Genomic DNA, 20941 nt, shown 5'->3' with positions numbered 1-20941 from the left:
GAAGGTAATGCAACGCTGGGGACTGTGGACGCCACAGGACTTCGCCTCAGCAGCTAGCTGAGCTGTTCAACCGCCGGATGCGGAAAACCGCACGTCCGGTGGTGTGGGAGGGGCAGCGAGCACAAGCTTGTTGCCTCCACCCAATCAGAGGATTTGCAGGGAACTGAAGATCAAAGTGTGGGAGCGAGCCTGCTCGCGATGAACGCGCCACGGACGCTCAGACGGCCCCCGGTCTTCGCATCCAACACCGAAACAACGGCTCCGCCAGAAACAACACAAACAACAGCCGCATCACCTGCAACGCCGTCACCAACGGCACCGACAATTGCAGCGTCTCCGCCGTCAGGCTCATTTCGGCGATGCCGCCGGGCATCATGCCGAGGGTCAGCGAGCGCAGGTCCAGGTGGGTCAAGGTGCTCAAGCCCAGAGCCGCGAGGGTAGCAATCAACATCGTCAACACCGTACCGATCAGGGTACGCCCCATGAACGACGGCGCCCGCCGGAAGAACTGCCGATTGAAATGACAGCCCAGGCCGCTGCCGATCAGCCACTGGCCAATCTGGCTGCCGCCCTGGGGCAAGCCGATGTGCAGGTCCCAACCGATACTCACCGCCGCGCTCACCAGCAGCGGCCCGAACAGCCACGGATTGGGTTGGCGCAAGCGTTCCCAGACCCAGGCGAGCAGGGCGCCCGCCGGAAACAGCAGGGCCAGCCATTGCCAGTCCACCGTCGTGGCGTGCTGCACCGGGGCACCTTCACCCAGCAGGTATTTGAATGCCGCCGGCACGCACAGCACGACCACCAGCACCCGCAGGCTCTGGCCTGCGGCGACACGGCTGAGGTCCGCGCCGTTACGGGCGCCGAGGTTGACCATTTCGCCGGAACCGCCCGGCATGCTGGAGAAGAAAGCGGTGGCGCGGTCCTCACCGGTGCGGCGCATCAGCCACACGCTCACCACGCTGGACACGCTGGTGATCAGCGCGCCAAAAAAGATCAGGCCGAAGTGGCTCAGGACTTGTTCCATCACCACCGGGGTGAAGTGCAGGCCAATACCGATGCCCACCACCCATTGGCCGCATTTGCGGCCGCCGGGGATTTCCGTCAACTGCCACGGGGTCAGGCAGCGCACCAGGATGATCGCCAGCAACGAGCCGACCATCCAGGGCAGTGGCCAGCCGATCAGGCTGGCCAGGTAACCGCCGGCCAGACCGACCAGCGGGGTTCCCCACCAGTGTCTGAAGGTTGCCTCAGACATCGGCCACAGCACGGCGTTGGGCACTGCGGCGACGCCAGATCCGCAGCAGCGGCATCAACAGCATGATCGCCGTCAGAACCCAGCAGCCGAAGGTGATCGGGCTCGACCAGAGGATCTCCAGTGCACCGTTGGAAATCGACAACGCGCGGCGCAGGTTCTGTTCCATCAGGCCGCCGAGGATGAAGCCCAGCAGCACCGGCGACAACGGGAAGTCGAGCTTGCGCAGGATGTAGCCGAAGATGCCGATGCCGATCATCAGGAACAGGTCGAACGTGGTGGCATGCACCGCGTAGACACCAATGCCGGTGATGATTGCGATGACCGGTACCAGCGCCCAGTTCGGCACCGCCAGAATGCGCGTGAACACGCGAATCATCGGGATGTTGAGGATCACCAGCATGATGTTGGCGACGAACAACGACGCGATCAGGCCCCAGACGATGTCCGGCTGTTGCTGGAACAGCAACGGGCCGGGGGTGATGTTGTACAGCGACAGCGCGCCGATCATCACCGCCGTGGTGCCCGAGCCGGGAACGCCCAAGGTCAGCATTGGCACCAGCGCACCGCAAGCCGCGCCACCGATGGCGGTTTCCGGGGCGGCAAGGCCGCGCTTGTCGCCCTGGCCGAACGTACCACTGGCACCGGCAATGCGCTTCTCGGTCATGTACGCCACTGCGCTGGCCAGGGTCGCGCCAGCGCCTGGCAACACGCCCATGATGAAACCCAGCACGCCGCAACGCAGGTTCACGGCGAACACCGACGCCGCTTCCTTGAAGTTGAACATCATTCGCCCGGTGGCTTTCACCGCTTCCTGGCCGCGATGGGTTTTCTCCAGCAGCAACAGGATCTCGCTGATGGAAAACAGGCCCAGCACCAGCACGACGAACTGAATGCCGTCGGTCAGGTGGATGTTGTCACCGGTGAAGCGGTACACACCGCTGTTGGCGTCGATCCCGACGCTGGACAGGAACAGACCGATCAACGCTGCAATGAATGTCTTGAGCGGTCGGTCGCCGGCCATGCCACCGAGGCAGACGATGGCGAACACCATCAGCACGAAATATTCCGCCGGTCCGAAGGCGATCGCCCATTTCGCCAGCAACGGGGCAAACAGCACCATGCCGCAGGTGGCGATGAACGCTCCGATGAAGGAACTCCATGCCGACAGCGATAACGCCACGCCGGCCAGACCTTGCCGGGCCATCGGGTAACCGTCGAGGGTGGTCATCACCGTGGAAGCTTCGCCGGGGATGTTGAGCAGGATCGAGCTGATGCGTCCGCCGTATTCGCAACCCAGGTACACGGCGGCCAGCAGGATCAGTGCCGATTCCGGTGGCAGGCCGAGGGCGAACGCAATCGGGATCAGCAGCGCCACGCCGTTGATCGGGCCCAGGCCCGGCAACAGGCCGACCACGGTACCGATCAGGGTGCCACTCAACGCGGTGACGAGGTTGTAAGGCGTCAGGGCAACGCCAAAACCCTGGCCGAGATAATTCAGGGTATCCATATCAATTCTCCAGGACGTCGAGCAGGCCCAGGGGCAGCGGCACGTCCATCACCTTGTCGAACAACAGATAGAGACCGATGGCCATCAGGCTGATGATCACCACGCTCGGCACCCAACGGCCGCCATACAGGCGCGCCATCGGCACCCCGGTCAGGATGCTGGAAAGGATGAAGCCCAAGGGTTCGAAGGTCCCGGCGAACACCAGCAGCAGCGCCACGCAGATGGCAATCTTCTGCAAGGTGTCGCGGTCCAGTTGCGGGTCATCGTCGCTGTGTACGATCGGGGCGGGACGAAAGACCATATACAGCAGCGCCAGGCCCATCAGCCCGAGCATCAGCAGGGGAAAGGCCCGTGGGCCCACCGGTTCGTAGGAAAACGCGGCCTGGTAGGGCCAGGCCATCAGTGCCAGGCCGATACAGACCAGCAACAGCAACGCGGCAAAAATACGTTGAAGGGTGAGCATGACTTACTCCTGGGCAGCGCCGGGGGAGCCGACGCCGCCGCGAGAACAGAGACGGTTACTGAATCAGGCCGAACTCTTTGGCCAGCACCTTGTAATCGGCCACTTGCTTCTTCACATACGTGTCCAGTTCCGGGCCGGTCATGGCGAACGGGAACAGTTCGCGCTGGTCACGCAGCTTGGCGAATTCTTCGGAAGCCAGCAGTTTGTCGAAGGCGTCTTTCCACCAGGCGTAGTCTTCGTCGCTGACTTTTGGCCCGAGGTAGAAGCCGCGCACCACCGGCCACAGGATGTCGTAACCTTGCTCGCGAGCGGTGGGGATGTCCTTCATTTCCGGCTCGTCCAGGCGCTTCTCGGCGAACACCGCCAGCAGGCGCATGTCGCCGCTCAGGATATGTGGCATGGAGTCGGAAATGTCCGTACTGCCCACCTGGATGTGGCCGCCAAGCAGGGCGGTGGCGATTTCACCGCCGCCTTCGAGCGCCACATAGCGCAATTTGCGTGGGTCGATACCCGCCGCCTTGGCGATGAGTGCGGTTTGCATCCAGTCCTGGCTGCCCACGGTGCCGCCGGAGCCGATGACTACGGAACCAGGGTCTTTCTTCAGGGCCTGTACCAGATCGTCGAGGTTCTTGTAGGGCGAATCGCTTTTCACCGCGATGGCGCCGTAGCTGGTGCCCACGGCTGCCAGCCAGCGCACGTTGGTTTCATCGAAACGACCGAACTTGCCTTGCGCCAGGTTTAGCAACGAGCCACTGGACCAGGCTACCAGCGTGCCGGCGTCGGCCGGGCGCTGGGCGACCACTGCGTTGTAGGCCACCGCGCCGACACCGCCGGGCATGTAGGTGACACGCATCGGTTTGGTCAGCAGCTTCTGGTTCACCAGCGCGCTTTGTGCCAGCTTGCAGGTCAGGTCAAAACCGCCGCCGGGAGCGGCGGGGGCGATGCACTCCGGGCGCTTCGGTTCGGCGAGCAATTGCCCGGCGAACATCAGGCAACCGGCGGCAAGGGCTACTTTACGCAGTGATAGGTTCATTATTGTCTCCACAGGAGTTGTTGTTGTGTGTGGTGCGAATGGAGCGTTGCCCGATGGCTGCCATGATCATCATTGATGGCCGGCGCAAGTCGGGGCAGGAATTGAAGGCATGGAGCGACGTCAGGCCGGGCAGCGGTGGTGCTGGCCAGGACGGTCTGCAGGAAGCGGGAAGGGTGGACAGGCACTGGGGCCTGGCGCTGTATGGACAGCATGGTAATCACTCCGCTTTTATTGTTCTTATCGGCGAAAACGCTTCGAGGCGCTTTTCGTTCGCGACGGGTATCGCGACCGGCAGTCGAAACTGTCCGTCCCGGGACTCTAACGGCCCAACCTTTCGCTAACCTTTCAAAAGCTTTCAGGATGTTTTTTGACTTCACAGTGATCGCTGCGGCTGTAAACTCCGCGCCAAAGAATGGCGTCGGCCATCCCTGAATCGAGGAATAACCCAATGCGTGTTCTGCTCGTCGAAGACCATCTGCAGCTCGCCGAGAGTGTTGCCCAGGCGCTCAAGAGCACCGGTTTGACCGTGGATGTGCTGCACGACGGGGTGGCGGCGGACCTGGCCTTGAGCAGCGAGGAATATGCCGTGGCGGTCCTTGATGTGGGGTTGCCGCGCATGGACGGTTTCGAAGTGCTGGCGCGCCTGCGGGCCCGGGGCAAGACCCTGCCGGTGCTGATGCTGACCGCCCGCAGCGACGTCAAGGACCGTGTCCACGGACTGAACCTTGGCGCCGACGATTATTTGGCCAAGCCATTCGAACTCACTGAGCTGGAGGCCCGGGTCAAGGCGCTGTTGCGGCGTAGCGTCCTGGGCGGCGAACGCCAGCAGCGCTGTGGCGGGCTGATCTATGACCTGGACACCCGCCGCTTCACCCTCGATGAGGAATTGCTGACCCTGACGTCCCGCGAACAAGCCGTGCTGGAGGCGTTGATCGCCCGGCCAGGACGGGTAATGAGCAAGGAGCAACTGGCGGCACAGGTGTTCGGCCTCGACGAAGAGGCCAGCCCCGACGCCATCGAAATCTACGTCCACCGCCTGCGCAAGAAACTCGATGGGCATGCCGTAGCCATCGTGACGTTCCGGGGCCTGGGTTACTTGCTGGAAAACCGTGATGCGTAAGCCCGACAGCCTGCGCTGGCGGCTGCTGTGGAACCTTGCATTGCTGCTGGTGGTGCTGATGCTCGCCAGTGGCTTGAGCGCCTACTGGAATGGGCGTGAAGCCGCGGATACCGCCTACGATCGAACGCTGCTGGCCTCGGCACGGACCATCGCCGCCGGGCTTTCGCAACGCGACGGCAGCCTGAGTGCGGACGTGCCGTATGTCGCTCTGGATACCTTCGCCTACGACAGCGCCGGGCGCATCTATTACCAGGTCAATGACATCAACAAGCAACTGATCTCCGGTTACGAAAACCTCCCGGGCCCGCCGCCCGGTACGCCACGCACCGACGATTACCCGGCCCTGGCGCGCTTCTACAACGCCAGTTACCAGGGCCAGAACGTGCGGGTGGTGAGCCTGCTCAAGCCCGTGAGCGAGCCGAACATGAACGGCATGGCGGAAATCCGCGTGGCGGAAACCGAAGAGGCGCGGGTCAGCATGGCCCGCAGCCTCATGGCCGACACCCTGTTGCGCCTCGGTATGCTGGCCGTGGGCGCGCTGTTGTTGGTGTGGTTTGCGGTCAGCGCCGCGCTGCGCCCGTTGGAGCGTTTGCGCACGGCGGTGGAAGAGCGCCAACCGGACGATCTGCGGCCGCTGCCTTTGGTGGAGGTCCAGCATGAACTCTGGCCGCTGGTGCGGGCGCTCAATCATTTCACCGAGCGCCTGCGCGGGCAATTCGAGCGCCAGGCGCAGTTCATCGCCGATGCCGCCCATGAACTGCGCACGCCGTTGGCCGCGCTCAAGGCGCGCCTGGAACTGGGCTTGCGCGCCAGTGAGCCGACGACCTGGCGTGAAACCCTGGAAACCGCGGCGCAGGGCACCGATCGATTGACTCATCTGGCTAACCAGCTGTTGTCCATGGCCCGTGTTGAAAACGGCGCCCGTGCGATTGCCGAGGGTGGTGCGCAATTACTGGATCTGAGCCAGTTGGCCCGAGAGCTGGGCATGGCCATGGCACCGCTGGCTCACGCCCGAGGGGTGGCGCTGGCCTTGGAGGCCGATCAACCGGTGTGGCTGCGGGGTGAGCCGACCCTGCTGAACGAGTTGCTGAGTAATCTGGTGGACAACGCCCTGGCCCATACACCGTCCGGCGGCAACGTGATCCTGCGCGTTACCGCGCCAGCGGTGCTGGAGGTCGAAGATGACGGCCCCGGCATTCCGCTGCACGAGCGCGACCGGGTGTTCGAACGCTTCTATCGACGTAACCAGCAAGTGGCCGGTTCCGGCCTGGGATTGGCAATCGTCGGTGAAATCTGCCGCGCTCACCTGGCGCAGATTACCCTGCACGATGGGCAGGAGCGGGGATTGAAGGTGCGGGTGAGTTTTGTTCCTGGCACAGACTGACGTTCGCTTCCGATAATGCTATCGCGAGCAAGCCTTGCTCCCACAGGTATCGATACACCTTCGGGAGCGAGGCTTGCCCGCGGTGCTTTTAATAGAACATCGACCGCGCTTCTTCGATATCCGCGCAGCGGCCCTTGTTGTCCGGGTCAATCCCCAGTTTCCTGAAGGCCGGAACCGCGAACACATCGATTTTGCTCAAGGGATGATCGGTGTCCTTGTAGCAATACAAGGCAGCGACTTGCACCAGGTCGACATAGTCGACGTGCTTGGTATCCCGGGTGAAATCCAGGTACTGCCCCGGCAGCTTCACCAATCGTTCCGGAAACTCCCAGACGCTGAGCAATTTGTCTCCCAGCACCGGATGTATCGTCTCGATGACGTGGTTGAGACTGACCGGGTCGGACAGCAATTCATTGTTGTCTTGTGCGTATGTCAGGATCGGCAGCACGCCGATCTGGTGCACCAACCCACCGAGGGCGGCCTGGTCGGGCTTGAGTTGCGTGTAACTGCGGCACAGCGCATAGCTGACGCCGGCAATCTCCAGGCTTTTGAGCCAGACGTCGCGCATCTTTCGTTCGACTACCTCGGAGCGGGCATGGAAAATCTGCTCCATGACCAGGCCGATAGCCAGGTTGCTGCTGTAGTTGACCCCCAGCCGGGTGATGGCTGTATGCAGGTCGGTCACTTCCTGGGTGGCGCGCAACAATGGGCTATTGACCACTTTTATCAGGCGAGCCGACAGCGCCGTGTCGCGGCCGATCACTTTGCTCAGGTTGCTGACGCTGATTTCCGGGTCTTCGGCGGCCCGGCGAATCTGCAGGGCCACTTCCGGTAATGTTGGCAACACCAGGTCATCGTTATCGATGGCCTGCACCAAATCCCGTTGGACCTTCTCCGCCAAATCGCTCATTTAGGTTCTCTAGGGGCGTTGCGACAAAATGCTGCGATCAGCGCTGGATTTCGCGGTCGCGGTCCAGTTCGTAAGGCAGGTCCAGCAACTGCAAGGCCGGGCCCTCGAGGGCACCGAGGTGCAAGTTGCCATCTTCTGCTGCTTCGGCCTGCAATACCGCCAGTAGTTCAATGTTGTGCTCGGCTCGCGCGGCAAGTACCACTTCGCCGATGGAACTGCCGTGGGTCGGCGAGAACAACGCAGTGCCCGGCTCCGGCAGTTCGCTTGCATCGAGTTGCAAGCGATACAGGCGCCGCTTGAGCTTGCCCAGGTACTGCATGCGCGCGACGATTTCCTGGCCGGTGTAGCAGCCTTTCTTGAAACTCACGCCGCCGACCGCTTGCAGGTTGAGCATCTGCGGGATGAACAATTCGCGGGTGGCCGGCATGACCTGGCCGATTCCGGCGCGGATCTGGCCCAGCAGCCAATGATTCAGGTCCGCTTCGGCCAGGTTTGCACCCAGCCGGTTCTTCAACGCTTGCGCCTGCTCCGCGCGGGTCCACAGTTCAGCGCGCCCCGGAGACACACGGACGGCGATCAGCGATTCATGGCGAACCACGCTGTCGGTGTCGCCCGGCAGCTCAAGGCCCAGGTTGGTCAGCACGTCATCGGCGTTTTCCAGGCCGAAGCGAACCCAGGCCGTGCTTTCGTCGGTGAGCTTGGATTTGGAGAACACGGCGTATTTCTTCAGGTCCGCCAATTGCGGCTCGAGCAATTGAACGGCCATCGCCATCAACACGCCGTCGCCTTCGAGCAGGATGCGGAAACTCGATTGCATCCGGCCTTTCTGGGTACAGCGGGCGCCGAGGCTGGACCGGCTGTCGCTCAGGTAATTAAGGTTGCAGGTCAATTGGCCTTGCAGGAATTTGTCGGCATCCACGCCGCGGACCGCGAGAACGCCTTCGTGGGACAGGGTGCAGAAAAAAGCGGAATCAGCCATGGGTCATCGCAGGGTAAAAAGTCTGGTGGACATCATAAGGGGGCGCCCTTGAAATGGGTAGTTTACAAAGGATCGGTGGTGACCGGCCAAAGCCGTCTGTTCCGCCACGGCGGGGCCTGTATACTTGCGCTCTATTTGAGGAGCGCTCCATGGTCGAAGATGTTGAACTGAATCGCCTCTACTGGCACAGCCGTCGCGGCATGCTTGAGCTGGACGTGTTGCTGGTGCCGTTCGTGAAAGAGGTTTATCCCCATCTCAATGAAGTGGACCGTGCCTGCTATGTCCGACTGCTCGAGTGCGAGGATCAGGACATGTTCGGCTGGTTCATGGAGCGTAGCGAATCCGAAGACCCAGAGCTGCAACGCATGGTCCGGATGATTCTGGACCGTGTCCAGCCGAAGTAATCGTTTCGAATGCCGCTGGCAGGCCTCCGGGCAATTGCTGGCGGCCTATCTGCTGGCCCAGGCGTTCGCCCTGGGTTCGTTGTTTCTCCTGTCTGTGCCGTTCTGGTCCACAGCGCTTGGCATCGTGTTGTGCCTGGCCCATGGCGCCTGGGTACTACCACGACACCTGTTGCTGACCCATTGCAGGGCGTTCAGTGGCTTGCGTCGCGATGCCGTCGGCTGGTCTCTCTGGAGCAAGGCCGAGGGTTGGCGGGCCGTGCAGTTGCGCCCCGACAGCCTGGCACTGCCGATGATCGTGGTGCTGCGTTTTCGCTTGCCTGGTGAGTGGTGGGTCCGGTCGCTGTGCGTACCCCGCGACGCGTTGGCGCCGGATGTCCATCGGCGCCTGCGCGTGCGGCTCAAGTTCAGCCGGCGTAGGTGGGCGGCACCAGGATAGTGTCCAGTGCCTCGGGCAGCAGGTTCGGATAGTCGAGGGTGTAATGCAGTCCTCGGCTTTCCTTGCGCTCCATGGCCGAGCGAATCATCAGTTCGGCCACCTGGGCCAGGTTGCGCAGCTCGATCAGGTCGCGGCTGACTTTATAGTTGCTGTAGAACTCGTCGATCTCATCCAGCAGCAAGCGCACCCGGTGCTGTGCCCGTTGCAGGCGCTTGTTGGTTCGCACGATGCCTACGTAGTCCCACATGAAGCGCCGTAATTCGTCCCAGTTGTGGGCGATGATCACGTCTTCGTCCGAGTCGGTGACTTGGCTGGCGTCCCAAGAGCGCAGCGCGGCCGGGATGGCGATCTGCGGCAACTGCTGCAGGATGTCGGCCGCGGCCGAGCGGGCGTAGACGAAGCACTCCAGCAGCGAGTTGCTGGCCATGCGGTTGGCGCCGTGCAGGCCGGTGAAGCTGGTTTCGCCAATAGCGTACAGCCCAGGAACGTCGGTGCGGCCGTGCTGGTCGACCATCACGCCACCGCAGGTGTAGTGCGCCGCCGGCACCACCGGGATCGGCTGCCGGGTGATGTCGATGGAGAACTCCAGGCAGCGCTCGTACACCGTCGGGAAGTGGCTCTTGATGAACGCTTCGGGCTTGTGGCTGATGTCCAGGTAGACGCAGTCGATGCCCAGGCGCTTCATTTCATGGTCGATGGCCCGGGCGACGATGTCCCGCGGCGCCAGTTCGGCGCGCGGATCAAAACGCTGCATGAAGCGTTCACCGTTGGGCAGCTTCAAGTGGGCACCTTCGCCACGCAGGGCCTCGGTCACCAGGAAACTCTTGGCCAGCGGGTGGTAAAGGCAGGTGGGGTGGAACTGGTTGAACTCCAGGTTTGCCACCCGGCAGCCCGAGCGCCAGGCCATGGCGATGCCGTCACCGCAGGCGCCGTCGGGGTTGCTGGTGTAAAGGTAGACTTTTGCGGCGCCACCGGAGGCGAGGATGACGAAGCGCGCGCCATAGGTGTCGACCTCACCGGTGCCGCGATTGAGCACGTAGGCGCCGAGGCAGCGGTCGCCGTCCAGCCCCAGGCGTTTTTCGGTAATCAGGTCGACCGCGACCCGCTGTTCCAGCAATTCGATATTCGGTCGCTGTCGGGCTTGGGCGAGCAACGTCTTGAAGATCGCCGCGCCAGTGGCATCGGCCGCATGAATGATCCGTCGATGGCTGTGGCCGCCCTCGCGGGTCAAGTGAAACTCGAAGCCACCGTCTTCGGTGCCGGATTGCTCGTCACGGGTAAACGGCACGCCCTGATCGATCAGCCACTGGATGGCTTCCCGGCTGTGCTCGACGGTGAAGCGCACGGCTTCTGGGTTGCACAGGCCACCACCGGCGTTTAGGGTGTCATCGACATGGGATTCAATGGTGTCGGTATCATCCAGCACGGCCGCAACGCCGCCCTGGGCCCAGAATGTCGAGCCGTTGGCCAGGTCGCCCTTGCTCAGCACGGCAATGCGCAGATGCTCCGGCAAGGTCAGTGCAAGGCTCAATCCGGCGGCACCGCTGCCGATTACCAGGACATCATGTTGGAACTGTTGGCTCATTCGATTGGTATCCGCTCAAGGCGACCCGGGTCGGGGTTGGCGCCAGACACCGCTTCAACGGGTCAGGCAGCCACGCAGCCCACTAGTATATAGAGGGGGGGACCGGCACAATAGCCGGGCCTTCATGGCAATGTGAAACCAGCGTGACAGAAAAGCGACACGCTTCGTCGGATTGCGGTGTTGGCTGCGGAGGCAACAAGGCGACTGTTTCGCGGATGGAACACTGTTTATTGCCTCACAGTTGCTCAATGTCCGCTTCACGGCGCTGTAAAACAGAGGGAACTTTTGCCAAGCGCCTACGTTCAATAGACGGTTGTCTGCAAAAGGGAGCAGCGTCGGGTGGGTGCAGGATTTCAATTGGAGTCTTTGCCGACAGGCCCGGCGACAGATTATTCGCGCAGCCGGGGCATCTCGTGCTGCGTTTTTCGTGCGTGCCGAGATCAGAGCGCGCCGGAAACTTGCTTGAAAGGGGGAGAACTTTTGCGAAAAGCCCGAGTCTATGTTTGCAAGCCCGGTCAATTAGTAATGCAAGCCTCCTTCGAGCTTATCGAGGAGTGTTCATGCTAACCCAGGAAGAGGATCAGCAGCTGGTCGAGCGCGTTCAACGCGGCGACAAGCGAGCTTTCGATCTGCTCGTGCTGAAATATCAGCACAAAATTCTCGGGTTGATCGTGCGGTTTGTGCACGACACCCATGAAGCGCAGGATGTTGCTCAGGAAGCCTTCATCAAGGCCTATCGGGCACTGGGAAATTTTCGCGGGGACAGCGCGTTTTACACGTGGCTTTACCGCATCGCCATCAACACGGCGAAGAACTATCTGGTTTCACGCGGCCGCCGGCCGCCGGATAGCGATGTGAGTTCCGAAGATGCGGAGTTCTACGACGGCGATCACGGCCTCAAGGACCTCGAATCACCGGAACGCGCTTTGCTGCGGGATGAGATCGAAGGCACTGTCCATCGAACTATCCAGCAACTGCCTGAAGATTTGCGTACGGCTCTAACTTTACGTGAGTTCGACGGTCTGAGTTACGAAGACATTGCGAGCGTCATGCAATGTCCGGTGGGTACCGTGCGCTCCCGAATCTTCCGCGCTCGGGAGGCCATTGATAAAGCCCTGCAGCCGTTGTTGCAGGAAAACTAGAGACAGCGGCGATAGCCAAGAGAGAAACGCCATGAGTCGTGAAGCCCTGCAGGAATCGCTGTCCGCAGTGATGGATAACGAAGCGGACGAACTGGAATTGCGTCGGGTATTGAATGCCTTCGACGATGTTGAAACCCGTGAGACCTGGGCTCGGTACCAGATTGCCCGGGCTGTCATGCACAAGGATCTGCTGCTTCCGCGCCTGGACATCGCTGCGGCTGTTTCTGCTGCATTGGCTGACGAAACCGTACCGGCAAAAGCTTCCCGCGGACCATGGCGCAGCCTGGGTCGCCTGGCAGTTGCCGCTTCGGTCACTGTAGCCGTACTGGCCGGCGTACGCCTGTACAACCAGGATGAGATTGCCGGCGTGCAAATGGCGCAGCAGTCCAACCAGCCTGGCCTGGCCACCCCACAGGTCAAGGGCCCAGCGGTACTGGCCGGTTACAGCGAAGGTTCGGAAACCGCAGGCCCAATGGCCAACGGTGTGCTGCAAGGCCAGCCAGGCTGGCATGATCAGCGTCTGCCCAACTACCTGCGCCAGCATGCCCAACAGGCTGCCCTGAAAGGTACTGAAAGTGCGCTGCCTTATGCCCGTGCAGCCAGTCTGGAAAACCGTTAAAAAGGACGACCATTGCGCGCCATACCTTTATTCGCGCTTTTGCTGGGTGGCTGGTGTGCGATTCCAGCCTATGCCGATGAGGCTCAGGACTGGTTGAACCGCCTGGGCCAGGCCGAGCGACAGCAAAGCTTCCAGGGTACTTTCGTTTACGAGCGCAGCGGTAGTTTTTCTACCCACAACATCTGGCATCGCGTCCAAGATGGCAAAGTCCGCGAGCGGTTACTCCAGCTTGACGGTTCGGCACAGGAAGTCCTGCGCATTGATGGACGCACTCAATGCGTCAGCGGCTCCTTGGTCGCGGGGCTGGGCAATACGCCTGACAGCACCACACGAACGCTCGATCCGCAAAAACTCAAGAATTGGTACGACCTTGTCGTCGTTGGCAAGTCGCGCGTCGCTGGACGCCAAGCGGTCATTGTGGCGTTGACGCCCAAGGACCAGCACCGTTATGGCTTCGAACTGCATGTGGACAAAGAAACCGGCTTGCCGCTCAAGTCGTTGTTGCTCAACGACAAAGGGCAGTTGCTTGAGCGGTTTCAGTTCACCCGTTTGAACGTTGCCGTCCCAACAGACGCCGATCTGCAAGCCAGCGCCGATTGCAAGGATGTCGCGCAGGATCCCGACCGGGCCGCAGCGATGAAAACCACCTGGCACTCGGACTGGCTTCCGCCCGGCTTCGAACTGACCAGCAGCGCTGCGCGCAAGGACCCGGACACCCGGATTCAGGTCAACAGTCTGATGTACGATGACGGCCTGGCTCGCGTCTCGGTATTCGTTGAACCGTTGAACGGCGCGAACGCCACTGATACCCGGACTCAGCTCGGCCCGACGGCTGCCGTCTCCCGTAGGCTCACTACGCCTCAGGGCGAAATGATGGTCACGGTGGTGGGTGAGATTCCCATCGGTACGGCGGAAAGGATCGCGCTGTCCATGCGTTCCGATGTCGTGGCGCCCCAGTAGCGTATCGCTGGGGTGATTCGATTGCGCAGAGGGCTGATGGCGCCAAGGCTTGATCGAAATGCCGAAACTTCCTGTCAGCATTTTCATTTGCAAAAACACGGTTTTTTTTCTATAGGTCAGAGCCACTCGGCCCTGGCCTTGTCTGTTCCCGGAACAAAAATACCGGCGCGTCATTCCCTGGTATTTCTTGCTCCATATCGCTTAACCCTGCTCGTCGTAACGGGAGCCGTATGTCGATACCACGCTTGAAAACCTATTTGTCCATCTTTGCCACCGTGCTGGTGCTCGGCCAGGCCGTTCCTGCCGGGGCGGCGGAACTGCCTGACTTTACGCAGCTGGTCGAGCAGGCGTCGCCCGCGGTGGTGAACATCAGTACGACCCAGAAGCTGCCGGATCGCCGTGTATCGGATCAGCAGATGCCGGACCTCGAAGGCTTGCCGCCGATGCTGCGCGAGTTCTTTGAGCGGGGGATGCCGCAGCAACCGCGTTCGCCGGGTGGCGGTCGCCAGCGTGAAGCGCAATCCCTGGGCTCGGGTTTCATTATCTCGCCTGACGGCTACATCCTGACCAACAACCATGTGATCGCTGACGCTGACGAGATTCTGGTGCGTCTGGCCGATCGCAGTGAACTCAAGGCCAAGCTGGTCGGTACCGATCCACGCTCCGACGTGGCGCTGCTGAAAATCGACGGCAAGGACCTGCCTGTGCTCAAGCTGGGCAAATCCCAGGACCTGAAGGCCGGCCAGTGGGTCGTTGCCATCGGTTCGCCGTTTGGCTTCGACCATACTGTGACCCAAGGTATTGTCAGTGCCATCGGTCGCAGCCTGCCGAACGAAAACTACGTGCCGTTCATCCAGACCGACGTGCCGATCAACCCGGGCAACTCCGGCGGCCCGCTGTTCAACCTGGCAGGTGAAGTGGTGGGGATCAACTCCCAGATCTACACCCGTTCGGGCGGCTTCATGGGCGTGTCCTTCGCCATTCCGATCGACGTGGCCATGGACGTGTCCAGCCAGTTGAAAAGCGAAGGCAAGGTCAGCCGCGGCTGGTTGGGCGTGGTCATCCAGGAAGTCAACAAGGACCTCGCCGAGTCGTTCGGGCTGGATAAGCCGGCCGGTGCGCTGGTGGCGCAGATCCAGGAAGGTGGTCCGGCTGCCAAGGGTGGCCTGCAAGTAGGCGACGTGATTCTGAGCATGAATGGTCAGCCGATCATCATGTCTGCCGACCTGCCCCATCTGGTTGGCGCGCTCAAGGCCGGCGCGAAGGCCAATCTGGAAGTGATTCGTGAAGGCAAGCGCAAGAATGTCGAGTTGACCGTTGGCGCCATTCCCGAAGAGGGCAAGGAGCTGGATTCGCTTGCCAAGTCCGGGGCCGAGCGCAGCAGCAACCGCCTGGGCGTGGCCGTGGCCGAGTTGACCGATGAGCAGAAGAAGGCCCTGGATCTTCAAGGCGGCGTGGTGATCAAGGAAGTGCAGGACGGTCCTGCTGCCCTCATCGGCCTGCAACCGGGTGACATCATCACCCACCTGAACAACCAGGCCATCGGCTCCGCGAAGGAGTTCACCGATATTGCCAAGGCACTGCCGAAAAATCGTTCGGTCTCGATGCGGGTTCTGCGTCAGGGCCGTGCGAGCTTCATCACCTTCAAGCTGGCTGAATAACCGGCTGGCGCTGCAATAAAAAACCGCCTCGAGAGAGGCGGTTTTTTTATGCGTGGCGAATGGCGGTGACCACTACCGACAAATTGACGAGCCCCTAATCCTCCTGTGGGAGCGAGCCTGCTCGCGATAGCGGCAGATCAGCTAGCAAAAATGGTGACTGACTCACCGCTATCGCGAGCAGGCTCGCTCCCACAAGGGGCTCGGTGCCAAGCCGCGAATTCACTGTTCCCCATCACCCCATCATGTCCTTGACCATGCGCTCCTGTTCCATGAGTTCGCGCTGCCGGGCATCGATGCGTGACGACAGCGGGAAGTTGGTACCGGCGCGCCGTTTGGCGAAGTCCAATTGCTGGATGGCCTGGCGGTAATCGCCGACCAGCGCGAAATACTCGGCGCGCGCCTGATGCAAGCCGATGATATTGCCCGACAGCCCACGGGTCTCGGCCACCATGTACCAGACGTCCGGATCGTCCGGGCGAGTCTTGAGCAGGTTCTCAAGGGCCTTCTCGGCGTCGGCGGGGCGATTCTGCTTGAGCAGCAAGTCGACGCGTACCTGGTTGAGGGGATAGTTGCCCGGGTATTGCGCCAACATCCGGTCAACGCGCGATTGAGCGTCGGGCAGCTTGTTGCTGGTGATATCCAGATCCACCTGGGCCAGGTTGTAGATGATCTCGTTGGGTGATTTGCCCAGCAGCGGCTTGAGGTTCTCCCGGGCCTCGTTAAGCTGGCCGCCCTTGATTTGCGCGATCGCCAGGCCGTAGCGCGCCACGTCGTTGCTCGGGTTCTCATCCAGTTGCGCCCGGAAGCGCTTGGCGCCCAAGCCCGGGGTTTCTTCATAGGTCAGTTGGACCCGTGCGCGGATCAGTTGATAGCGCACACTGTCCTCGATGCCGCCCGGCTTGGCCTGTTCGGCGCGGTTGCGGGTGTCGGCAATCCGGGATTCGGTGACCGGGTGAGTCAGCAGGAATTCCGGTGGCCGCGCGTCGAAACGGTACTGGCGCATCAGGCGCTCGAACATCGTCGGCATGGACCGTGGATCATAACCAGCCTTCTCCAGGTTGAGGATGCCGATACGGTCGGCTTCCTGCTCGTTCTGGCGAGAGAAGCGCCGCTGTTCCTGGATGGCGGCCGCCTGGGTCCCGGCAATGGCCGCGATGCCGGCGTCACCGCCACCGGCGGCGGCAATCACGATGCCGGTCAGCAGCGCGGCCATCATCGGCACCTGCATGCGCTGCTGGGCCTCGACGCCACGGGCGAAGTGACGTTGCGACAAATGCGCCAGTTCGTGGGCCATGACCGAGGCGTATTCGCCTTCCGTCTGGGCATTGAGGAACAGGCCGCCGTTGACCCCGACGATGCCGCCAGGTGCGGCAAAGGCGTTGAGCTGCGGACTGTTGATCAGGATGAACTCCAGGCGCCGGTCATTGACCTGGCTGGTTTCCACCAGCTTGTAGACACTGGTTTCAACGTAGTCCTTGAGTTGTGGATCGTTGAGCTGTGAAACCTGGCTGCGCAGCAGCGCCAGCCAGGCGCGCCCGAGCTGGTGCTCCTGCTCCGGCGAGACAATGGCAGAACTGGCATCGCCAAGTGACGGCAGGTCGTCGGCGAAGCCCGGTGAGGCAAGCAGGCAAGCGAGCGTCAGCAGGGTGGGGCGCAGAAATGTCATGCACGGAGCCTTAGTCGACAAAGACCCTACTGTAGCCGGACACCAGGCCCGGGACCAGATATTCTAGGCCGCCCGACGACCTGCTGCGGAGTGAACCGATGACCGATGCTGTAGCCCACGATGCCGAACTGGACGCCAGCGGCCTGAACTGTCCGTTGCCGTTGCTCAAAGCCAAGTTGGAACTCAATCGCCTGGCCAGTGGTGCCGTGCTCAAGGTCACCGCCACGGATGCGGGCTCCCAGCGTGATTTTCGCACCTTCGCCCGGTTGGCCGGTCATACGCTGCTGCGTGAAGAAGACGACAACGGTGTTTATCGTTATTGGCTGCAAAAAGCCTGAGAAACCGATGGCCCGCCTTAAGGATTTTTAATGTTCAAAGTGTTACGCGACTGGATTCAACGCTACTTTTCCGATGAAGAGGCGGTGGTCCTGGCTGTGCTGCTGTTCCTGGCGTTTACCGCCGTGCTCACCCTGGGCGGCATGCTGGCGCCGGTATTGGCGGGAATGGTGCTGGCGTACCTGATGCAAGGCCTGGTCACCACGCTGGAGCGCCTGCGGCTGCCGGGGGCCGTGGCGGTCGGGCTGGTGTTTGCCTTGTTCATGGGGCTGCTCGTGCTCTTCATGGTGGTGATCGTGCCGTTGCTCTGGCACCAGTTGGTGACACTCTTCAATGAGTTGCCAGGGATGCTCGCCAAATGGCAATCGCTGCTCTTGCTGTTGCCCGAGCGCTATCCGCACCTGGTGTCCGATGAACAGGTGCTGCAGACCATCGAAGTGGCACGCGGGCAGATTGGCAAGTTCGGCCAGTGGGCGCTGACGTTTTCGCTGTCGAGCTTGCCGCTTCTGGTCAACATCATGATCTACCTGGTGCTGGTGCCGATCCTGGTGTTTTTCTTCCTCAAGGACCGGGAGATGATCGGGCGCTGGGTCCGGGGTTACCTGCCGCGTGAACGCGCGCTGATTACCCGGGTGGCCCAGGAGATGAATCGCCAGATCGCCAATTACATTCGCGGCAAGGTCATCGAGATTTTCATCTGTGGCGGGGTCACCTACATCGGTTTCGTGACCATGGGGCTCAACTACGCCGCGTTGCTGGCGCTATTGGTGGGCATTTCCGTGGTGGTGCCTTACGTCGGCACCGTGGTGGTAACCGTGCCGGTGGCCTTGATTGCGCTGTTCCAGTGGGGCTGGAGCGATCAGTTCATCTACCTGATGGCGGTCTACGGGATCATCCAGACGCTGGACGGCAACGTGCTGGTGCCGCTGCTGTTCTCCGAGGCGGTGAACCTGCATCCGGTGGCGATCATCTGCGCGGTGTTGTTGTTTGGCGGGTTGTGGGGCTTCTGGGGGGTGTTCTTTGCGATCCCGCTGGCGACCCTGTTCAAGGCGGTGCTGGATGCCTGGCCGAGCAAGGAACCGGTGGTGGCGCCGTTGTTGTAGCTGAGTAGCTGATTTATCCGGTGAGGCGGATGGCCTCATCGCGAGCAGGCTCGCTCCCACAAGGATTGCGTTGAACCCTGTGGGAGCGAGCCTGCTCGCGATAGCGCCAGTACTGACAATGGAAAGCCTCAGGCCTTGTTGAGCGCCTGAGCCGCCGCCAATACCGCATCCACATGTCCTGGCACCTTCACGCCACGCCATTCCTGGCGCAGGACACCGTCCTTGTCGATCAGGAATGTGCTGCGATCCACGCCCAGGTATTCCTTGCCATAGAGCTTCTTCAGCTTGATCACGTCGAACAGCTGGCAGACGGCCTCGTCCTGGTCACTGATCAGCTCGAATGGAAATTCCTGCTTGCACTTGAAGTTCTCGTGGGACTTGAGGCTGTCCCGGGACACGCCGAACACTTCGGTGTTGGCGGCCTGGAACTGCGCGTACTGGTCACGAAAACCCTGGCCTTCAGTGGTGCAGCCCGGGGTGCTGTCCTTCGGATAGAAGTAGATCACCACCTGCTTGCCTTTCAGGGCGGCGAGGCCGACGGTCTGCCCACTGGTGGCGGGTGCCTGGAAATCGGTAACCGGCTGGTCGATGGCAACGGCCATGAACGCTTCCTTACATTGGGTTTTGTGGGCGCCACGGTTCGATCAGTGCGTCCAGGTTCATCGCGTCGGCGAAGTCCAGGAACTGATCGCGCAGCCAACTGATCTGGGTGCCGGCCGGCAGTGTCACGGTGAACGTGGCGTTGAGCATGGTGCCGCCGGTCTGCGGAGCCTGATAGGTATCGCAGGTCAGGTTTTCCAGCTCGACGTGGTGGTCCATGAAGAACTGGCACAGCTCGTTGATGATGTCCGGGCGGTAGGCCGAGCTGACGTAGGCCACGTAGGGCAGGGCCTGGGGACGGTTCTCCAGGGCGGCGCTGCGCACCACGTTGACGGTGAAGGCGTGCTTCTTCGCCAACACCGGCAGGCTGCCTTCCAGGCGAGCGAGGGCGTCCCAGCTGCCGGAGATCTCGAGCACCAGGGCGCTGCATTCGCCGTGACGGGTCAGGCGTGAGGTCACGACGGCGCAGCGATTTTCATGGCTGGCGCGGCACAGGACGTTAGTCAGCTCCATGGGGTTGGCGCCAAGGGCACTGATAACAAGGAATTGTTCGCGGACTGTGGGGGTGGACATGCAGCATTCCTAAAGCGATGAGCGGTCGGTGCCGGGGCCGCTCGGGACGGTGCCAAGCCTGGCGAAATGAACGATTCAAAAGCCCGGTGTCCGGGGTTGCGCCGTGTTCCGCAATGCCAGGAACGGGCTAGGACAACGCAGGATCGGGGCTTATGGCGACGAAATCGGAGGCTGGAAACCGGCGTATGAGCTTATCGGTACCGATCAAAGCCTGAAGGGTAGCGAAAACCATCGCCAAGGGGAATGGTAGTTCGCTTGTACAAGCATCTTGGCGCCAGTACCATTACCGCTCTCTTTTTCCGGCAGGAGCGGTTTCATGATTGCGGGCAGTATGGTGGCACTGGTCACACCCATGGATGCACAAGGGCATCTTGACTGGGCCAGCCTCAGCAAACTCGTGGACTTCCACCTTGAAAACGGCACCCATGCCATCGTCGCCGTCGGTACCACCGGCGAGTCGGCCACCCTCGACGTCAACGAGCACATCGAAGTCATCCGTGCCGTGGTCAAGCAGGTCAACGGTCGCATCCCGGTCATCGCCGGTACCGGCGCCAACTCGACCCGCGAAGCCGTCGAGCTGACCCGCAACGCCAAGGAAGCCGGTGCCGACGCCTGCCTGCTGGTCGTTCCCTACTACAACAAGCCGACCCAGGAAGGCTTGTACCAGCACTTCAAGCACATCGCCGAAGCCGTCGACATCCCGCAGATCCTCTATAACGTTCCTGGCCGCACCTCCTGCGACATGCAGGCCGAGACTGTGATCCGCCTGTCCACCGTGCCGAATATCATTGGCATCAAGGAAGCCACCGGCGACATGAAGCGCGCCAAGGCCATTCTCGATGGCGTGAGCAAGGATTTCATCGTGATGTCCGGTGATGATCCGACCGCCGTGGAGCTGATCCTGCTGGGTGGCAAGGGCAACATCTCCGTCACCGCCAACGTCGCCCCGCGCGAAATGGCCGACCTGTGCGAGGCCGCGCTCAAGGGCGACGCCGAGACCGCGCGGGCCATCAACGAAAAACTGATGCCGCTGCACAAGGACCTGTTCATCGAAGCCAACCCGATTCCGGTGAAGTGGGCTTTGGTCGAAATGGGCCTGATGCACGAAGGTATCCGCTTGCCACTCACCTGGCTGAGCAACACCTGTCACGAACCGCTGCGGCAGGCCCTGCGCCAGTCCGGCGTCCTGGTTTAATTGAGGAAGT

General features: G+C 61.6%; 22 protein-coding genes. 12 read left to right on the top strand and 10 right to left on the bottom strand.

The window, feature by feature from the left end:
- Nucleotides 1-217: 217 nt before the first annotated feature.
- The 4 genes from J7E36_RS17465 to J7E36_RS17450 are packed head-to-tail and all read right to left on the bottom strand — an operon-like array spanning nucleotide 218 to nucleotide 4258.
- Complete coding sequence (locus J7E36_RS17465) at nucleotides 218-1255, bottom strand: AbrB family transcriptional regulator (RefSeq protein ID WP_215005334.1); 1038 nt, start codon at nucleotides 1253-1255, stop codon at nucleotides 218-220.
- Nucleotides 1248-2762: a tripartite tricarboxylate transporter permease gene (locus J7E36_RS17460; protein WP_215005332.1), complete on the bottom strand. Its 1515-nt coding sequence runs from the start codon at nucleotides 2760-2762 to the stop codon at nucleotides 1248-1250. Before J7E36_RS17460 ends, J7E36_RS17465 begins: the two co-directional genes overlap by 8 nt.
- A 1-nt stretch (nucleotide 2763) precedes the next feature.
- Entirely contained in the window at nucleotides 2764-3225 is a 462-nt protein-coding gene (locus tag J7E36_RS17455; protein WP_215005329.1) for a tripartite tricarboxylate transporter TctB family protein, read from the bottom strand.
- 55 nt (nucleotides 3226-3280) lie between these two features.
- On the bottom strand, nucleotides 3281-4258 hold the full coding sequence (locus tag J7E36_RS17450) for a Bug family tripartite tricarboxylate transporter substrate binding protein (protein WP_215005326.1): 978 nt from the start codon (nucleotides 4256-4258) through the stop codon (nucleotides 3281-3283).
- 53 nt (nucleotides 4259-4311) lie between these two features.
- On the opposite strand from J7E36_RS17450, the gene J7E36_RS17445 reads away from it, so the two are divergent.
- The 3 genes from J7E36_RS17445 to J7E36_RS17435 all read left to right on the top strand — a co-directional run bounded on the left by J7E36_RS17445 (nucleotide 4312) and on the right by J7E36_RS17435 (nucleotide 6762).
- Entirely contained in the window at nucleotides 4312-4599 is a 288-nt protein-coding gene (locus tag J7E36_RS17445; protein WP_215005323.1) for a hypothetical protein, read from the top strand.
- Between the two features lie 107 nt (nucleotides 4600-4706).
- Nucleotides 4707-5378, top strand: coding sequence for a response regulator (locus tag J7E36_RS17440; protein ID WP_215005322.1), 672 nt, complete (start codon nucleotides 4707-4709; stop codon nucleotides 5376-5378).
- Nucleotides 5371-6762: a sensor histidine kinase gene (locus J7E36_RS17435; RefSeq protein ID WP_215005319.1), complete on the top strand. Its 1392-nt coding sequence runs from the start codon at nucleotides 5371-5373 to the stop codon at nucleotides 6760-6762. Before J7E36_RS17440 ends, J7E36_RS17435 begins: the two co-directional genes overlap by 8 nt.
- Nucleotides 6763-6850: 88 nt before the next feature.
- Here the strand turns inward: J7E36_RS17435 and J7E36_RS17430 are convergent, their stop codons facing one another.
- Together J7E36_RS17430 and J7E36_RS17425 are read right to left on the bottom strand one after the other, a co-directional pair.
- Nucleotides 6851-7672, bottom strand: a complete 822-nt coding sequence (locus J7E36_RS17430) for an HDOD domain-containing protein (RefSeq protein ID WP_215005316.1) — start codon at nucleotides 7670-7672, stop codon at nucleotides 6851-6853.
- A 37-nt stretch (nucleotides 7673-7709) separates the two neighbouring features.
- On the bottom strand, nucleotides 7710-8651 hold the full coding sequence (locus J7E36_RS17425; protein WP_215005313.1) for a YgfZ/GcvT domain-containing protein: 942 nt from the start codon (nucleotides 8649-8651) through the stop codon (nucleotides 7710-7712).
- 149 nt (nucleotides 8652-8800) lie between these two features.
- On the opposite strand from J7E36_RS17425, the gene J7E36_RS17420 reads away from it, so the two are divergent.
- Together J7E36_RS17420 and J7E36_RS17415 are read left to right on the top strand one after the other, a co-directional pair.
- Nucleotides 8801-9055 (top strand): succinate dehydrogenase assembly factor 2, encoded by a 255-nt coding sequence (locus tag J7E36_RS17420; protein WP_003184348.1) that lies wholly within the window; start codon nucleotides 8801-8803, stop codon nucleotides 9053-9055.
- Nucleotides 9039-9491 carry a protein YgfX gene (locus tag J7E36_RS17415; RefSeq protein ID WP_215005310.1) on the top strand — a complete coding sequence of 151 codons (453 nt, stop codon included), beginning with the start codon at nucleotides 9039-9041 and terminating at the stop codon, nucleotides 9489-9491. Before J7E36_RS17420 ends, J7E36_RS17415 begins: the two co-directional genes overlap by 17 nt.
- Here the strand turns inward: J7E36_RS17415 and nadB are convergent.
- Nucleotides 9460-11076, bottom strand: a complete 1617-nt coding sequence (gene nadB / locus J7E36_RS17410; RefSeq protein ID WP_215005307.1) for an L-aspartate oxidase — start codon at nucleotides 11074-11076, stop codon at nucleotides 9460-9462. The two genes, J7E36_RS17415 and nadB, sit on opposite strands and share 32 nt — an antisense overlap.
- Before the next feature lie 560 nt (nucleotides 11077-11636).
- On the opposite strand from nadB, the gene rpoE reads away from it, so the two are divergent.
- The 4 genes from rpoE (at nucleotide 11637) to J7E36_RS17390 (ending at nucleotide 15458) form a co-directional block, all read left to right on the top strand.
- Nucleotides 11637-12218, top strand: a complete 582-nt coding sequence (gene rpoE / locus J7E36_RS17405) for an RNA polymerase sigma factor RpoE (RefSeq protein WP_003172477.1) — start codon at nucleotides 11637-11639, stop codon at nucleotides 12216-12218.
- Nucleotides 12219-12249: 31 nt separating this feature from the next.
- Nucleotides 12250-12837: a sigma-E factor negative regulatory protein gene (locus J7E36_RS17400; protein WP_215005304.1), complete on the top strand. Its 588-nt coding sequence runs from the start codon at nucleotides 12250-12252 to the stop codon at nucleotides 12835-12837.
- A gap of 12 nt (nucleotides 12838-12849) precedes the next feature.
- Entirely contained in the window at nucleotides 12850-13797 is a 948-nt protein-coding gene (locus J7E36_RS17395) for a MucB/RseB C-terminal domain-containing protein (protein WP_215005301.1), read from the top strand.
- Nucleotides 13798-14027: 230 nt separating this feature from the next.
- On the top strand, nucleotides 14028-15458 hold the full coding sequence (locus J7E36_RS17390; protein ID WP_215005297.1) for a DegQ family serine endoprotease: 1431 nt from the start codon (nucleotides 14028-14030) through the stop codon (nucleotides 15456-15458).
- A gap of 232 nt (nucleotides 15459-15690) precedes the next feature.
- Here the strand turns inward: J7E36_RS17390 and J7E36_RS17385 are convergent, their stop codons facing one another.
- Nucleotides 15691-17124, bottom strand: coding sequence for a M48 family metalloprotease (locus J7E36_RS17385; RefSeq protein WP_215005294.1), 1434 nt, complete (start codon nucleotides 17122-17124; stop codon nucleotides 15691-15693).
- Nucleotides 17125-17222: 98 nt separating this feature from the next.
- On the opposite strand from J7E36_RS17385, the gene J7E36_RS17380 reads away from it, so the two are divergent.
- Nucleotides 17223-17462 carry a sulfurtransferase TusA family protein gene (locus J7E36_RS17380; protein WP_215005291.1) on the top strand — a complete coding sequence of 80 codons (240 nt, stop codon included), beginning with the start codon at nucleotides 17223-17225 and terminating at the stop codon, nucleotides 17460-17462.
- Between the two features lie 30 nt (nucleotides 17463-17492).
- Nucleotides 17493-18563, top strand: a complete 1071-nt coding sequence (locus J7E36_RS17375) for an AI-2E family transporter (RefSeq protein ID WP_215005288.1) — start codon at nucleotides 17493-17495, stop codon at nucleotides 18561-18563.
- 128 nt (nucleotides 18564-18691) lie between these two features.
- On the opposite strand, the gene J7E36_RS17370 is transcribed toward J7E36_RS17375, so the two are convergent.
- Together J7E36_RS17370 and J7E36_RS17365 are read right to left on the bottom strand one after the other, a co-directional pair.
- Nucleotides 18692-19165 carry a peroxiredoxin gene (locus J7E36_RS17370; protein WP_215005285.1) on the bottom strand — a complete coding sequence of 158 codons (474 nt, stop codon included), beginning with the start codon at nucleotides 19163-19165 and terminating at the stop codon, nucleotides 18692-18694.
- Between the two features lie 10 nt (nucleotides 19166-19175).
- Nucleotides 19176-19736, bottom strand: coding sequence for a glycine cleavage system protein R (locus J7E36_RS17365; RefSeq protein ID WP_003184325.1), 561 nt, complete (start codon nucleotides 19734-19736; stop codon nucleotides 19176-19178).
- A gap of 316 nt (nucleotides 19737-20052) precedes the next feature.
- On the opposite strand from J7E36_RS17365, the gene dapA reads away from it, so the two are divergent.
- Nucleotides 20053-20931, top strand: coding sequence for a 4-hydroxy-tetrahydrodipicolinate synthase (gene dapA, locus J7E36_RS17360; RefSeq protein WP_215005282.1), 879 nt, complete (start codon nucleotides 20053-20055; stop codon nucleotides 20929-20931).
- Nucleotides 20932-20941 lie beyond the last annotated feature (10 nt).

This window comes from Pseudomonas fluorescens (assembly GCF_018614775.1).
In the GTDB taxonomy this organism is placed as follows: Bacteria; Pseudomonadota; Gammaproteobacteria; order Pseudomonadales; family Pseudomonadaceae; genus Aquipseudomonas; species Aquipseudomonas fluorescens_BY.
This window is presented reverse-complemented; position numbering and strand designations above follow the sequence as displayed.

Excerpts from the sequence above, each read along its gene's own strand:
- J7E36_RS17365 (WP_003184325.1), bottom strand. The coding sequence starts at position 19,736 with ATGTCCACCCCCACAGTCCGCGAACAATTCCTTGTTATCAGTGCCCTT.
- J7E36_RS17435 (WP_215005319.1), top strand. The coding sequence starts at position 5,371 with ATGCGTAAGCCCGACAGCCTGCGCTGGCGGCTGCTGTGGAACCTTGCA.
- J7E36_RS17450 (WP_215005326.1), bottom strand. The coding sequence starts at position 4,258 with ATGAACCTATCACTGCGTAAAGTAGCCCTTGCCGCCGGTTGCCTGATG.
- J7E36_RS17460 (WP_215005332.1), bottom strand. The coding sequence starts at position 2,762 with ATGGATACCCTGAATTATCTCGGCCAGGGTTTTGGCGTTGCCCTGACG.
- rpoE (WP_003172477.1), top strand. The coding sequence starts at position 11,637 with ATGCTAACCCAGGAAGAGGATCAGCAGCTGGTCGAGCGCGTTCAACGC.
- nadB (WP_215005307.1), bottom strand. The coding sequence starts at position 11,076 with ATGAGCCAACAGTTCCAACATGATGTCCTGGTAATCGGCAGCGGTGCC.
- J7E36_RS17375 (WP_215005288.1), top strand. The coding sequence starts at position 17,493 with ATGTTCAAAGTGTTACGCGACTGGATTCAACGCTACTTTTCCGATGAA.
- J7E36_RS17420 (WP_003184348.1), top strand. The coding sequence starts at position 8,801 with ATGGTCGAAGATGTTGAACTGAATCGCCTCTACTGGCACAGCCGTCGC.
- J7E36_RS17380 (WP_215005291.1), top strand. The coding sequence starts at position 17,223 with ATGACCGATGCTGTAGCCCACGATGCCGAACTGGACGCCAGCGGCCTG.
- J7E36_RS17455 (WP_215005329.1), bottom strand. The coding sequence starts at position 3,225 with ATGCTCACCCTTCAACGTATTTTTGCCGCGTTGCTGTTGCTGGTCTGT.
- J7E36_RS17430 (WP_215005316.1), bottom strand. The coding sequence starts at position 7,672 with ATGAGCGATTTGGCGGAGAAGGTCCAACGGGATTTGGTGCAGGCCATC.
- dapA (WP_215005282.1), top strand. The coding sequence starts at position 20,053 with ATGATTGCGGGCAGTATGGTGGCACTGGTCACACCCATGGATGCACAA.
- J7E36_RS17400 (WP_215005304.1), top strand. The coding sequence starts at position 12,250 with ATGAGTCGTGAAGCCCTGCAGGAATCGCTGTCCGCAGTGATGGATAAC.
- J7E36_RS17440 (WP_215005322.1), top strand. The coding sequence starts at position 4,707 with ATGCGTGTTCTGCTCGTCGAAGACCATCTGCAGCTCGCCGAGAGTGTT.
- J7E36_RS17465 (WP_215005334.1), bottom strand. The coding sequence starts at position 1,255 with ATGTCTGAGGCAACCTTCAGACACTGGTGGGGAACCCCGCTGGTCGGT.
- J7E36_RS17385 (WP_215005294.1), bottom strand. The coding sequence starts at position 17,124 with ATGACATTTCTGCGCCCCACCCTGCTGACGCTCGCTTGCCTGCTTGCC.
- J7E36_RS17370 (WP_215005285.1), bottom strand. The coding sequence starts at position 19,165 with ATGGCCGTTGCCATCGACCAGCCGGTTACCGATTTCCAGGCACCCGCC.
- J7E36_RS17390 (WP_215005297.1), top strand. The coding sequence starts at position 14,028 with ATGTCGATACCACGCTTGAAAACCTATTTGTCCATCTTTGCCACCGTG.
- J7E36_RS17425 (WP_215005313.1), bottom strand. The coding sequence starts at position 8,651 with ATGGCTGATTCCGCTTTTTTCTGCACCCTGTCCCACGAAGGCGTTCTC.
- J7E36_RS17445 (WP_215005323.1), top strand. The coding sequence starts at position 4,312 with ATGGCTGCCATGATCATCATTGATGGCCGGCGCAAGTCGGGGCAGGAA.